12 protein-coding genes and 2 tRNA genes are annotated in these 13,728 nt (G+C 35.2%); 1 reads left to right on the plus strand and 13 read right to left on the minus strand.

Annotated elements, in window-relative coordinates; genetic code table 11:
- Positions 1-36: 36 nt before the first annotated feature.
- The 10 genes from GJV77_RS05155 to rho form a co-directional block, all read right to left on the minus strand.
- Positions 37-675, minus strand: coding sequence for a DedA family protein (locus tag GJV77_RS05155; RefSeq protein WP_155035287.1), 639 nt, complete (start codon positions 673-675; stop codon positions 37-39).
- 232 nt (positions 676-907) lie between these two features.
- Positions 908-4,012 (minus strand): preprotein translocase subunit SecA, encoded by a 3,105-nt coding sequence (gene secA / locus GJV77_RS05160; RefSeq protein WP_155035288.1) that lies wholly within the window; start codon positions 4,010-4,012, stop codon positions 908-910.
- A gap of 95 nt (positions 4,013-4,107) precedes the next feature.
- Positions 4,108-4,329: a DUF2795 domain-containing protein gene (locus GJV77_RS05165; protein WP_002986941.1), complete on the minus strand. Its 222-nt coding sequence runs from the start codon at positions 4,327-4,329 to the stop codon at positions 4,108-4,110.
- A gap of 136 nt (positions 4,330-4,465) precedes the next feature.
- Positions 4,466-5,038, minus strand: coding sequence for a cob(I)yrinic acid a,c-diamide adenosyltransferase (locus GJV77_RS05170; RefSeq protein ID WP_155035289.1), 573 nt, complete (start codon positions 5,036-5,038; stop codon positions 4,466-4,468).
- A gap of 29 nt (positions 5,039-5,067) precedes the next feature.
- A complete protein-coding gene (locus tag GJV77_RS05175; protein WP_155035290.1) occupies positions 5,068-5,757 on the minus strand; it encodes an ABC transporter ATP-binding protein in 690 nt (229 codons plus the stop codon).
- 526 nt (positions 5,758-6,283) lie between these two features.
- Positions 6,284-6,787, minus strand: a complete 504-nt coding sequence (locus GJV77_RS05180) for a hypothetical protein (protein ID WP_155035291.1) — start codon at positions 6,785-6,787, stop codon at positions 6,284-6,286.
- A 62-nt stretch (positions 6,788-6,849) separates the two neighbouring features.
- Positions 6,850-6,923, minus strand: a tRNA-Arg gene (locus GJV77_RS05185).
- A 62-nt stretch (positions 6,924-6,985) separates the two neighbouring features.
- Positions 6,986-7,059: transfer RNA gene (locus GJV77_RS05190), tRNA-Arg, on the minus strand.
- A gap of 136 nt (positions 7,060-7,195) precedes the next feature.
- Complete coding sequence (locus GJV77_RS05195; protein ID WP_240142824.1) at positions 7,196-7,537, minus strand: hypothetical protein; 342 nt, start codon at positions 7,535-7,537, stop codon at positions 7,196-7,198.
- Positions 7,538-7,658: 121 nt separating this feature from the next.
- Positions 7,659-9,554, minus strand: coding sequence for a transcription termination factor Rho (gene rho / locus GJV77_RS05200; protein WP_155035292.1), 1,896 nt, complete (start codon positions 9,552-9,554; stop codon positions 7,659-7,661).
- A 190-nt stretch (positions 9,555-9,744) separates the two neighbouring features.
- Here rho and GJV77_RS05205 point away from each other — a divergent pair, with 190 nt between their 5' ends.
- Positions 9,745-10,161: a DUF4293 domain-containing protein gene (locus tag GJV77_RS05205; RefSeq protein WP_155035293.1), complete on the plus strand. Its 417-nt coding sequence runs from the start codon at positions 9,745-9,747 to the stop codon at positions 10,159-10,161.
- A gap of 44 nt (positions 10,162-10,205) precedes the next feature.
- On the opposite strand, the gene GJV77_RS05210 is transcribed toward GJV77_RS05205, so the two are convergent.
- The 3 genes from GJV77_RS05210 to lpdA all read right to left on the minus strand — a co-directional run bounded on the left by GJV77_RS05210 (position 10,206) and on the right by lpdA (position 13,587).
- Positions 10,206-10,715: a metallophosphoesterase family protein gene (locus GJV77_RS05210; RefSeq protein WP_155035294.1), complete on the minus strand. Its 510-nt coding sequence runs from the start codon at positions 10,713-10,715 to the stop codon at positions 10,206-10,208.
- A gap of 58 nt (positions 10,716-10,773) precedes the next feature.
- Positions 10,774-12,042: a M64 family metallopeptidase gene (locus tag GJV77_RS05215; RefSeq protein WP_155035295.1), complete on the minus strand. Its 1,269-nt coding sequence runs from the start codon at positions 12,040-12,042 to the stop codon at positions 10,774-10,776.
- A gap of 153 nt (positions 12,043-12,195) precedes the next feature.
- On the minus strand, positions 12,196-13,587 hold the full coding sequence (gene lpdA / locus GJV77_RS05220; protein WP_155035296.1) for a dihydrolipoyl dehydrogenase: 1,392 nt from the start codon (positions 13,585-13,587) through the stop codon (positions 12,196-12,198).
- Positions 13,588-13,728 lie beyond the last annotated feature (141 nt).

Consider the following 13,728-nt stretch of genomic DNA (forward strand, 5'->3'; position numbering starts at 1 on the left):
ATTTAATGTGCCCGTTTTTATTGATATAATCAACGTTTACTTCTTCGTTAACTTCACCTTCAAAAATTCATATACGATTGGTAGTACTGACACCACAATGATGAGTAATACAATCTTCGAAAAATGCTCTTGTACAAAAGGAATATTACCTAAAAAGTACCCTGCTAATGTCAAACTTAATACCCATATCAACGCTCCTACTACATTATATGTCATAAATACAGCATACCTCATACTCCCTACACCAGCAACAAACGGCGCTAATGTACGAACAATAGGAATAAAACGCGCTATAACTATCGTACGCTCTCCATACTTTTCATAAAAAGCATGTGTCTTGTCAATATGTTCTGGTTTTACTAACTGTTTTCCAAATAAACGAACATCTGTCAATCGCATTCCTACTCTCTTACCTATATAATAATTCAAGGAATCCCCACCTATCGCAGCCACTAAGAGAATTACAATAGCTAAGACTATACTCAACTCATCTGACTGAGCAATTAGCATTCCTGTAGCAAATAAAAGTGAATCTCCAGGTAAAAAGGGCATGACCACTAACCCTGTCTCCACAAAAATAATTAGAAATAAAATAACGTAAATCCACGTTCCATATTGCTCTATAAACAAATGTAAGTACTTGTCTATATGCAAGAGATAATCTAAAAGTTCCATAAAAATTCTATAGTATATTTTTCATTGCTCCCAAAGATAACTATCCAAAAATAGTCTAAAATGTTTTTTACAAAATAATAACAGAAAAATAAAAGCTTTTAAAAACTAGAGGCATTCTATTTATCTAAAGTCAAAAAAGCAATTGATATTACTTGTTAAACACACAAAAAAAGAGGGATAGAACAACCTATCCCTCTCTTCAGTATTATAGAAATACAATTAAAATTCTAAATTACGCTTCGATTGACTCATTTGATTGAGGTACTTCCTGAACTGGTAGATCTGCTCTAGTCAAGAAAGTAGTTACTTCTGAATCTACCTCAGCAATTGTTTTCTTAAACAATTCGATCGCTTCGAACTTATAGATTAACAATGGGTCTTTTTGCTCATGTACAGCTAACTGTACTGACTGTTTTAACTCATCCATTTTTCTCAAGTGCTTTTTCCAAGCTTCATCTAAGATTGTCAACGTAATGTTTTTCTCAAAATCATCAATTAAAGAAGCCCCTTCACTTTGATATGCCTTCTCTAAATTAGTAACAATATTGATTGTTTTGATTCCATCTGTAAACGGAACTACAATACGCTCAAAGTTACCTCCATTGTTTTCATAAACGTTTTTAATCACTTTAAACGCCTCGGCAGCACTACGTGCACACTTGTCTTTATATGCATCAAATACGATATCGTATTGTTTGTTTGCTAAAGTTACAAAGTCTTGTTTATTAAAGTCTTCTTCTGATACAATTGTATTTATTCCAAAGTTTCGAATAACATCAAACTCAAAGTTTTTATAGTCATTCGCCATTTTGTTTGATTCTACAATACGCTCACATAAATCATACATCATATTAGCGATATCTACTTTCAGACGATCCCCAAACAATGCGTGTTTTCTTCTCTTATAGATCACTTCACGTTGTACGTTCATCACGTCATCATACTCTAATAGACGCTTACGAATACCGAAGTTATTCTCTTCTACTTTTTTCTGAGCACGTTCGATTGACTTAGTCATCATTGAGTGTTGGATTACTTCTCCATCTTCTAATCCCATTCTATCCATAATCTTAGCTACACGCTCTGATCCAAACAAACGCATCAAGTTATCTTCTAATGACACATAGAACTGTGAACTTCCTGGATCTCCTTGACGTCCTGCACGACCTCTTAACTGACGGTCAACACGTCTAGAATCATGACGCTCTGTACCTATAATAGCGAGTCCTCCTCTATCTTTTACCTCTTGAGAGAGCTTAATATCCGTACCACGTCCTGCCATATTTGTTGCAATTGTTACAACTCCTGGCTTACCTGCCTCTTCTACGATCTGAGCCTCTTGTTTGTGTTGTTTAGCATTCAACACATTGTGTTTAATACCTCGCATTTTTAATGATCTACTCAACAATTCAGAGATCTCAACTGAAGTAGTACCAATCAATACTGGACGTCCTTCATTAGATAATGCTACTACATCTTCAATTACCGCTTTAAATTTCTCACGAACCGAACGATAAATCTTATCTTCTTTATCATTACGCGCAATACCTCTATTCGTCGGAATTTCTACTACGTCTAGTTTGTAAATTTCTAAGAACTCACCTGCTTCCGTAATTGCTGTACCTGTCATACCTGACAATTTATTGTACATACGGAAATAGTTTTGTAATGTAATTGTAGCAAAAGTCTGAGTAGCAGCTTCAATCTTCACATTCTCTTTTGCTTCAATTGCTTGGTGCAGACCATCAGAGTAACGACGCCCATCCATAATACGCCCCGTTTGCTCATCTACAATCATAATCTTGTTATCCATCACTACATACTCCGTATCCTTTTCAAACAAAGTATAAGCTTTTAATAACTGAGTCAACGTATGAATACGCTCCGACTTAACGCCAAAGTCTTGGAACAATCTTTCTTTTGCTTCAGCTTCATCATCTTTAGATAACTTCTGTGCCTCAATTTTGGCAATCTCCGTTCCAATATCTGGAAGTACGAAGAAAGTCTCATCTCCTCCTTGTGACAGATATTTTACACCATGATCTGTTAACTGAACAGAGTTATTTTTTTCTTCAATAACGAAATAAAGAGCCTCATCTACAACGTGCATCTCTCTATTGTTATCTTGCATATAATGATTCTCTGTTTTTTGAAGAATTTGTTTTACTCCTTCTTCACTTAAAAACTTAATCAATGCTTTATTTCGAGGTAAACTACGGTAAGATCTCAACAATAAGAAACCTCCATCTTTTATATTTCCTTCGCGTATTAACTTACGTGCTTCAGCCAAATAGTTATTCGCTAATTTACGTTGCATCTCTACTAAGCTAGCTACAGCTGGCTTAAGCTCGTTAAACTCATGTCTATCCCCATCAGGTACAGGTCCAGAAATAATTAATGGCGTACGTGCATCATCAACTAATACAGAATCCACCTCATCGACAATGGCAAAGTTGTGTTCTCTTTGTACCAATTCTTCTGGCGTATGAGCCATATTATCTCTTAGGTAATCAAACCCGAACTCATTATTCGTTCCATAAGTAATATCCGCTGCATATGCAGCTCTTCTTCCTGGTGAATTTGGTTGATGATTATCAATACAGTCAACGGTCATTCCGTGGAACTCAAACAAAGGTGCTTTCCATTGACTATCCCTTTTGGCTAAGTAGTCATTCACTGTTACTAAGTGAACTCCTTTTCCTGTTAATGCATTTAAGTATAATGGAGAAGTTGCTACTAACGTTTTACCTTCCCCTGTTTGCATCTCTGCAATTTTCCCTTGGTGCAATACGATACCTCCAATTAACTGTACATCGTAGTGAATCATATCCCAAGTTACTTCTTTTCCAGCAGCAGTCCATGTATTCGCCCAATATGCTTTATCTCCTTCAATAGTTACATATGGTTTTATTTCTGCGAACTCCCTATCTTTATCTGTAGCCGTAACTTCCACTACAGGATTCTCCTTAAATCGACGAGCAGTCTCTTTTACCACAGCAAATGCTTCTGGCAAAATATCCATCAATACTTTCTCTGTATTGTTATAAGCCTCTTTTTCTAAAGAATCAATATTAGCATAGATAGACTCTCTAGCATCAATATCTTGTGTCGTTTCAATTTCCTCACGATACGAAGCTATTTTAGCATCTTGATCTGCACGTGATTGTTGAATAATATCTTTAAAGTAAATAGTTTTTGCTCTAAGCTCATCATTAGATAAACTCGCTAAACTCCCGTCATAGGTTTTTATTTTTTCTATTATCGGTTTAATGCCTTTGATATCTCGCTCTGATTTATCTCCAACAAAAACCTTTAATATTGTATTTATAAGACTCATAAGTTATATAGTTAATATTAAAACTTTTTCTATTTTTCGGTTTAAACAAAAAAAAAGCCTTGATTGAGGCTTTTTTCATTTTTTATTATCTCGTCCTAGTACTCATCCTCGTTCCAAAGATAATCTTCGTCAGTCGGATAATCCGGCCATATTTCTTCCATCGATTCGTAAATCTCTCCTTCGTCTTCGATGGATTGTAGATTCTCAACTACCTCTAGAGGAGCACCTGTTCTAATTGCATAGTCAATAAGCTCATCCTTTGTTGCTGGCCAAGGCGCATCACTTAAATAAGATGCTAATTCTAATGTCCAATACATCTCTAATCCTTTTTTTTAATTTTAATGCAAAAATAATTTTTATTATGAAATTAACAAGCGTTTTTTATATATTTCACTCACTAATAAGAACGTAGTTGCTTTACTAAGCAATTCTAGGATATTTTAAAAACTGCTTTTACTGTTTTTTAGGGATCCATTTTACTTCTTCCGCTTGTAAATCAAAAGTCAACTTTCGTGCCAACACAAACAGATAGTCAGAAAGTCTGTTTAAATACCTCAATACAGACTCTTCTACGACCTCTACCTCATTTAATTGTACAGAAATACGTTCTGCTCTACGACAAACACATCTCGCTATATGACAATATGACACTGTAGTATGTCCACCTGGAAGTACAAAATGTGTCATTGGTGGCAAAGACTCCTCCATACGGTCAATCTCATGCTCTAATAACGCAATATCCTCCTCACTAATCTTTGGTATATTCAAGCGTTCTTTACCGTTTTTTAAAATTGCTTTCTCTGGATCTGTTGCTAAGATAGCACCAACCGTAAACAACCTGTCCTGTATTTCTATTAAAACATTTTTATATAACGGATTTATCTCTTGATCACGTATAAGTCCAATATAAGAATTCAATTCATCGACGGTTCCATAACTCTCAATACGAATATGATTCTTCGGGACACGCGTTCCGCCAAATAGTGCTGTCGTTCCTCTATCCCCTGTTTTCGTATAAACTTTCATTTTTTTTATAATATGTAGTTAACTCGTTTTTATTTTATTCGTTGATCGCTCTCTATTACCCCATCGCGCAATCGAATGATGCGATGAGCATGCTCCGCAATATCTTCCTCATGGGTAACCAAAATTACAGTATTTCCATTAGCATGAATATCATCAAACAAATTCATGATCTCAATAGAAGTCTTTGTGTCTAAGTTTCCCGTAGGTTCATCAGCTAAGATAATTGCGGGTTTATTTACTAGTGCTCTAGCTACCGCTACACGCTGTCTCTGCCCACCAGACAACTGATTGGGATGATGATCCATTCGGTCAGCTAAACCTACTTGTCCCAATACCTCCTCCGCTCTTTGTACGCGTTCAATTTTTGAATTTCCAGCATAAACCATCGGTAAAGCTACATTTTCTAAGGCCGAAGTACGAGGAAGTAAATTAAACGTTTGAAAAACAAAGCCAATATCCTTATTTCTAATTTCAGCTAGCTGATCATCATTAAGCACACTAACGTCTTTTCCGTTAAGTACATACACCCCTGATGTAGGCGTATCCAAACACCCTAAAATATTCATAAGTGTAGACTTTCCGGATCCAGAAGGCCCCATCAAAGCAACGTAATCACCCTTCTTAATCTGGAGGTTTACGCCTTTCAATACTTTTACAGTCTCCGTTCCTAACTTAAAATCTCGCTTAATATCGCGTATATCGATTATATTGTTTTCCATACCTAAGTCTTATACCTGGGATACCTCCATTGCAAAGCTTAAAAATAAGAAACCTTCTGTATAGTATCAATAGTTTTTTTAAGAAATGTGATTATATACAAAACTTTGTCTTAAAAAAGAAGTACACCTATCATCTTCTAACTTTTAGTCTTGATCCATTATGTTATGCTATGTCATGAAAAGACAACATATGTTGCCAAGCTTGCACTATAAGTGCAGTAATTCTGCAGTATACTAGCCCAGAAGCACATCCTTGGCAAGAAAACCTCAAGCTTACTGCTCGTATTCTGCAAGAAAGTGTGGAAAAAAGATATCTACAAACAAATAAACCATCTTAAGTCACCCTATTGGTAATGACAGAACAGAGTAAACTAATTTGAAAACAACGAAAAAATCATCACCTAATCTAAAAAAACAGGAGATTTTAAGCTTTATTAAAAAAATCTATAGAGTAAACAAACAATCTTTTGAAGTCAACAATGTAACTTTATCCCTAAACACAATTTTCTAGATTGATCGCCAACAACTACATACGCAGTACAAAGTGTTGTTTTAATTGCTCAGTACGAATAAACGCCACCCCGTAATAATAGAAATCAAGTGTAACTATAAATCGGTCATCGCAGACTATCTCTTGCCAAAGTTGCTCGGATACCGCATTTTTGAAACGTCGATCAATCATTAGTACAGAATCATTATGCATATAAGAATACAAATCACTAGTAGTGATTACATCTTTGCCTGCCTGCCCTACATATATCATATCTAAAGAAGAAATCACTTCACCAGACACTAGACCTCTACTGAAAAGATTATCATTCTTTAAATCGCCATTAATCACCACAAAGCTTGAAGGAGAAAAATATTCATATATACGCTCTAAGAAAGCATCTTTCTTCTTCATTTGGCTCCAACGATTATCTTTTAAATAAAGTCCCTTAGTCAATAACGAGAAAACAAATGGAGAATGCACGCCATGTTGATTCGACGACTTCTTCCAAAAACTAAAATAACTTTCCTTAATTGGCATATTAGTACAATTAGAATAAGGTGTAGAAATAAAAAAAGCTCCTTAAAAAAAGGAGCTTTTCGTGACCACGGCAGGATTCAAACCTGCAACCTTCTGAGCCGTAATCAGATGCGCTATTCAGTTGCGCCACGTGGCCGTGTTTATATTATTTACAAAATTTGTGACCNGTGGCCGTGTTTATATTATTTACAAAATTTGTGACCATGGCAGGATTCAAACCTGCAACCTTCTGAGCCGTAATCAGATGCGCTATTCAGTTGCGCCACATGGCCTATTGCTTTATTGCGAGTGCAAATATATAACGTTATTCTATAAATACAAACTTTATCGAATAAAAAATACAATTTATTTTTCATCAATCCCTTTAAACATCTCTACTTAAACGAATTATACTTTAAAAAAAATACATCAAAATTTATTGTTTGGTGGTAAATAATGTAGAAATAAAAAAGCAGTTATTAAAAACAAAATCATATTCCAATAAAGATCGTTTCCAGTAAAAAGTCCGACAATAAGAAATAGTAAAGTCGCTATAAATCCTAGAAACAAAAAATTGAAACTCTCTTTGTCCATTAACTCATCTTCCCATTCTTCTTCCTCTAATTCCTTTTCTTTATTAGTTAGATACTCTTCAGTACTATTAAACCTATTTACTGTGAAATACCTTCTCAAAACAAGAATAGCTATTACAACAACCCCTATGACCACAATAGTTACATTCATCTTTCGTATAGCTAAATTAACATTCATCTATCGCTCGAAAGTAATACATTTTACTTTGGTAACAAAATTAGGACTTTCAGAAACACTTATTACAAAAAAAGAGTGCATCTGATGCACTCTTCTTTACATTTTATTTACAATGTCTTGATTATCCGTTTAACGTTTTCAAGAAATCTTCATTTGATTCTGTTTTTCTAACTTTATCAATAATAGTAGTCATCGCTTCGAATGAGTTCATATCATCAATATACTTTCTAACTGCCCATGAACGCTGTTGAGCAGGAGCATCTAGCAATAAATCATCTCTACGAGTAGAAGAGGTAGTAATATCGATCGCAGGGAATATACGCTTATTAGCTAGCTTTCTATCCAACTGTAACTCCATATTACCCGTTCCTTTAAATTCTTCAAAGATTACTTCATCCATCTTAGATCCAGTATCTACAAGTGCCGTAGCGATAATACTTAATGATCCACCATTTTCAATATTACGCGCCGCCCCGAAAAAGCGTTTTGGCTTCTGTAAAGCATTAGCATCTACCCCTCCACTTAACACCTTACCTGAAGCAGGCTGAACCGTATTATAGGCACGTGCTAAACGCGTGATTGAGTCAAGTAATATAACTACATCATGACCACACTCGACAAGTCGTTTCGCCTTTTCTAAAACAATATTTGCAACTTTTACATGGCGATCTGCTGGTTCATCAAAAGTAGAAGCAATAACTTCCGCATTTACACTTCGCTGCATATCTGTAACCTCCTCTGGACGTTCATCAATTAGCAGTACAATTAAATAAGCCTCAGGATGATTGGCTGCAATAGCATTTGCTACTTCCTTAAGCAACATAGTCTTACCTGTTTTAGGCTGAGCGACAATCATTCCACGTTGTCCTTTTCCTATAGGAGCGAACATATCCATCAGACGTGTAGATACCGTACTTCTACGTGCATCTAAGTTAAACTTCTCATCAGGAAACAATGGCGTTAAGTGCTCAAAAGACACACGATCTCTCACTGCTTGAGGATCATGTCCATTAATCTTAACAACTTTCACTAATGGGAAAAACTTCTCGCCCTCTTTAGGGGGTCTAACCACGCCTTTTACCGTATCTCCTGTTTTTAAACCAAACAAACGAATTTGAGATTGAGACAAATAAATATCATCCGGAGATGACAAATAATTATAGTCAGCCGAACGCAAGAAACCATAACCATCTGGCATCATTTCCAACACACCTTCACTCTCTATAATTCCATCAAATTCATAATCAGGCTCTCTGAACGTATTCTTTTTATTGTTCTGAGATTGGTTATTATGTTGAGATTGGTTATTCTGAGACTGGTTATTGTTTTGTCCCTGAGTATTCTGAGACTGGTTATTGGCCTGAGACTGGTTATTGGCCTGAGATTGATTAGTAGCCTGATTGCGATTTTTATGCTGATTAGGGTTTTGCTTTTTCGGCTCTTGATCAACTGATGCAGTAGTATTTGCATCATTTACACCTATATTCGTATTAGTCTGTTGACGATTATCTCTTTTTTGGTTGTCACGACGATTGTCACCTTTTTTCTTTCCGAAATCTCTTTTATTATCTTTAGAGGAGTTTCTATTCTCAGAAGTATTATCTGCAGTTTTCTCTACAGCTGTTTCTTTTGAAGGATTAATACGTTTACGTTGTTGACGAGCATTATTATTAGCCTGATCATCAGTTGTTTCACTTGCTCTTTTACTATCATCGCCCTTCGCAACATTTCCTGTATCGGTTACTGATATCTTGTTACTAACTACCTCCTGAGCAGCAGCCTTAACAGATTCTTCTACTTTAACTGCTATTGCACCTTTACTCTCTTTCTTAATTGTTTTCTTCTCTGTAACATTAGGAGTTTTTACAGTCACTTTTTTCATTGTAGCTGTATGCTCAAGAATTTTACCAATTAATAATTCTTTCTTTAAACCTGAAGTTCCTAAGATGTTGAGTTCTTTAACAATTTTCTGAAGATCTGCGACCTTCAACTTTTGTAATTCGGAATTGTCAAACATATAAATGTTTATAGATTATAAAATATTGAGTTGTGTTCTTAAATATAAGAGTGGAATTTTTTCATATAGAATTGTCGTATTATGAAGAACTTACGACAGAACTGATGCAATATTACGAATTAATTTTAAAAAACAATAGGTTTTAATGAAAAAGAAACGTTATTTTTGTAGCTCAGAACAAATAAAAAGTATGTTACAGAGAATCCAGAGTATCTATTTATTTCTTGTTTTCGTAATTATGGGAATTGTATCCTTATTTATTCCTCTTTGGACAAACGGTCTAAATGAAACGATAATGGTAGGACATAGCCCAATTACAGCTATACTATTTGGTGGTAGTGCTGCCTTAAGTATGATTAGCTTATTAGGTTTTAAAAATAGACAACGTCAGTTCGTTATGAACAGACTAAACATGATATTAAACGTTTTACTATTAGGATTATTCGTATTCCGATCACTAACTGTATCTGGAGAAGTAGCAGAGGCTATTTCTGAGAAAGGTATTGGGATGTTCCTCCCTATTATTTCTATCCTGTTGCTAGTATTAGCTAACAGAGCCATAAAAAAGGATGAAGATCTTGTAAAATCTGTAGATCGCCTACGATAAACCTTACATCTTAGTTTATTAGTGCGTTAAAAAAGCCGAACTTATTATAGTTCGGCTTTTTTGTTTTTTGGCCATTCAATAACCTCCATATCTTTAACCACTCCTTTATCAATAACAAATCGAAGCATAGTTCTTACTTGATGAAACCCACTAATCCCAGCTGCTCCTGGATTAAGATGTAGCACATTATGAAGTTGATCATACTGCACTTTCAATATATGTGAATGCCCACAAATATAAATACCAGGTTTCTCTGTCATTAATCGTTCTTTTACAACTGCCTTATATTTACCAGGATACCCACCGATGTGAATCATATAAACCTTCATTTCTTCACACATAAAAAGCTGCTCCTCTGGGAACTCTGCCCTAGCTTCTTTCCCATCAATATTACCATATACAGCGCGCAAAGGTTTAAGTCCCTGTATCGTCTCTGTAACCGCTAAATCTCCTATATCGCCAGCATGCCAAACCTCATCAGCTTGTCTGACGTATTTTAATATAGACTCATCAATACACCCGTGTGTATCAGAAAGCAATAATATATTTTTCATTTGTACTTATTTACGTAAAAGTAAAAAGCTTTTCTTTTTAGAGAAAAGCTTTTTCATTCTATTTGGTATAAAACTCTATTAATTCTTTTATAGCATTTTGGCACACTGGACAAAACTCAGAGTATTGATTTGTTTTCATTCGGCAATCTAAGGCTCCTTTATATATTCTATTCCCTTCTAAACCTTCATACACACCTACGCTATACTTTTTAGCATCTTTAGTCGATGTAGGGATCGGTGTACCCTTTTTTAGCATTTTCTTCCATTTACTATCAAAATCAACTAAAGTAGTTATATTTTGCTCCCATGGTTCTGAAGCATTCGAAATCAAGTCACTTAACACATCGTTTGGGTAAAAATACTCATCTCCTAAACCTGCAAAACTATGACCAAATTCGTGTACTACTACCGGTTTAAAGTCTTTGTGTCCAGTAGTGGTAAGTGTATAAGAATTATAAATTCCTCCTCCTCCGTATACATCAGTATTCGCTAAAATAATAATGTGCTCATAAGGAATACCCGCTAATATATCGTGTAATTTCTTAATGCGATTCGTAGTTAGATAACGTTGAGAATAAAACGTATCAAAATTCGACTCTACAGCTGTCTTTTTCCAATCACCTTCACGTGGCACACTTACGCCTGAATCTATAGAAGGGCTCTGTACAGCAATAAAATTAAAATTAGCAGAGAATTGACTAAAAGGATCATGTGCAAACAATTGTTCAACCGACACATGAACTGCCTCCATAAACTTATCCATTTCTCCTTCCTTAAATCCCTCAGCAACGAATACTACGTTAATAGCTTTTGAATCATCTTCCGCCTTGTGTACATATTCATGTTTAGTAACATCGTGCTCTCCTTTTTTATGAATTAGAATATCACTAGGGTCAACATATTGTACTAATTTCGTTTTTTCCTTTCCATTCATATCAAATAAAACTAGCTCAATAGTTACTTTTTCTTTAGGAAAAGGAACTAAGAATACATTTTCAAAACTCTTCGTTGCCTTTGTAGCTTCTTCCGTAGAAAGCCACTCTTGGAACAACGTACTAAAACTATTGGTATATATCAATGTTTCACTCTTAGCGTCATAAATGCGAACCTGACCATTCCCTTTAAGCGCATTCTTATCTAAATTGTGAATCCTACCTGCCCATTGGGGATAAGAACTCACTTCATCCAATAAAATATATTGATCTTCTAAGTTTCCCCCAAAGATATAGTCTAACCTTAGGGTTTTCTGTTCAAAATATTGATTAAAATCCTGTGCTTGTAGTAAACAAACACAAAACAGAGTTACAAGCGTAAAAAGCTTATTCATGTTTTTAATTTATTTGTAGTTATTGATTAGTTATCTCGTAAAAATAAACATTATTTTTTCATATCCTCTTAAATCTCTCTACTAGAATCAAACGCACAAAAAAAGAGGTTGCCATTTGACAACCTCTATCTAATATTTTATACTACTTCAATCTTATAAGTGAATAACTTCACCGTAAGCATCAGCTACAGCTTCCATTACAGCCTCACTCATTGTAGGGTGTGGGTGTACCGCTTTTAAGATTTCATAACCTGTTGTTTCTAATTTACGAGCTACAACTGCCTCAGCAATCATATCAGTAACACCTGCTCCAATCATATGACATCCTAACCACTCTCCGTATTTAGCGTCAAAAATTACTTTAACAAATCCGTCAGGAGTACCTGCAGCTTTAGCTTTACCTGAAGCTGAGAATGGGAACTTACCAACTTTGATATCATATCCAGCCTCTTTTGCTTTCTTTTCAGTCATACCTACCGAAGCAATCTCTGGTGTAGCATATGTACATCCTGGAATATTTCCATAATCTAAAGGCTCCACATGGTGCCCAGCAATTTTCTCAACACATAAAATACCTTCCGCAGAAGCCACGTGTGCTAATGCTTGCCCAGGTACAACATCACCAATAGCGTAATAACCAGGGATATTTGTTTGATAATATTCGTTTACTAAGATTTTATCTCTATCTGTAGCAATACCTACTTCTTCTAATCCGATATTTTCAATATTAGACTTAATACCTACCGCAGATAATACGATATCAGCCTCAATAACTTCTTCTCCTTTTGCTGTTTTCACAGTTGCTTTCACTCCTTCACCTGTAGTATCAACTTTCTCTACAGAGGAATTAGTCATCACTTTAATACCTGCTTTCTTCAACGAACGTTCAAATTGCTTTGAGATATCCTCATCTTCTACTGGCACAATATTAGGCATAAACTCAACAATAGTAACTTCAGTTCCCATTGCATTATAGAAATAAGCAAACTCTACTCCAATAGCTCCAGAACCAACAACAATCATTTTCTTTGGTTGTTGTGGTAAAGTCATTGCTTGACGGTAACCAATTACTTTTTTACCATCTTGTGGTAAGTTTGGTAACTCTCTAGAACGAGCACCTGTTGCAACGATGATATGATCTGCAGATAATTCAGTTACTTTTCCGTCTTTATCAGTTACTTCTACTTTCTTTCCAGGTTTTACTTTTCCAAAACCATCAATGATTTCGATTTTATTCTTTTTCATCAAGAATTGAACACCTTTGCTCATTCCTTCTGCTACACCACGTGAACGTGCAATTACTGCATTGAAATCCTTATCTACCTCTCCACTGATTGTTAATCCATAATCTGATGCGTGTTGAAGGTATTCAAATACTTGAGCAGATTTTAAAAGTGCTTTTGTAGGAATACATCCCCAGTTTAAGCAAATCCCACCTAAGTTTTCTTTCTCAACTACTGCAACTTTAAAGCCTAATTGAGAAGCTCTGATTGCAGTCACGTAACCTCCAGGGCCACTTCCTAAAACAATAATATCGAATTTCATATATGTAAATATTTCTATATTTAATGCTACGAAAATACAGATTTATTTCTGTAAGTAAAACTTTCAATTAGAAAAGTTATTACTCCTTTATTTGGCAATTATCAATCATATTCAAAAAATAATCACCTCTTTTAATCACAT

The sequence above is a fragment of the Myroides pelagicus genome, from assembly GCF_009711055.1.
Taxonomy (GTDB): domain Bacteria; phylum Bacteroidota; class Bacteroidia; order Flavobacteriales; family Flavobacteriaceae; genus Flavobacterium; species Flavobacterium pelagicum.

What these genes read in the sequence shown, in the direction of transcription:
- GJV77_RS05155 (WP_155035287.1), bottom strand. Translation starts at nt 675, where the DNA reads ATGGAACTTTTAGATTATCTCTTGCATATAGACAAGTACTTACATTTG.
- secA (WP_155035288.1), bottom strand. Translation starts at nt 4,012, where the DNA reads ATGAGTCTTATAAATACAATATTAAAGGTTTTTGTTGGAGATAAATCA.
- GJV77_RS05165 (WP_002986941.1), bottom strand. Translation starts at nt 4,329, where the DNA reads ATGTATTGGACATTAGAATTAGCATCTTATTTAAGTGATGCGCCTTGG.
- GJV77_RS05170 (WP_155035289.1), bottom strand. Translation starts at nt 5,038, where the DNA reads ATGAAAGTTTATACGAAAACAGGGGATAGAGGAACGACAGCACTATTT.
- GJV77_RS05175 (WP_155035290.1), bottom strand. Translation starts at nt 5,757, where the DNA reads ATGGAAAACAATATAATCGATATACGCGATATTAAGCGAGATTTTAAG.
- GJV77_RS05180 (WP_155035291.1), bottom strand. Translation starts at nt 6,787, where the DNA reads ATGCCAATTAAGGAAAGTTATTTTAGTTTTTGGAAGAAGTCGTCGAAT.
- GJV77_RS05195 (WP_240142824.1), bottom strand. Translation starts at nt 7,537, where the DNA reads ATGAATGTTAATTTAGCTATACGAAAGATGAATGTAACTATTGTGGTC.
- rho (WP_155035292.1), bottom strand. Translation starts at nt 9,554, where the DNA reads ATGTTTGACAATTCCGAATTACAAAAGTTGAAGGTCGCAGATCTTCAG.
- GJV77_RS05205 (WP_155035293.1), top strand. Translation starts at nt 9,745, where the DNA reads ATGTTACAGAGAATCCAGAGTATCTATTTATTTCTTGTTTTCGTAATT.
- GJV77_RS05210 (WP_155035294.1), bottom strand. Translation starts at nt 10,715, where the DNA reads ATGAAAAATATATTATTGCTTTCTGATACACACGGGTGTATTGATGAG.
- GJV77_RS05215 (WP_155035295.1), bottom strand. Translation starts at nt 12,042, where the DNA reads ATGAATAAGCTTTTTACGCTTGTAACTCTGTTTTGTGTTTGTTTACTA.
- lpdA (WP_155035296.1), bottom strand. Translation starts at nt 13,587, where the DNA reads ATGAAATTCGATATTATTGTTTTAGGAAGTGGCCCTGGAGGTTACGTG.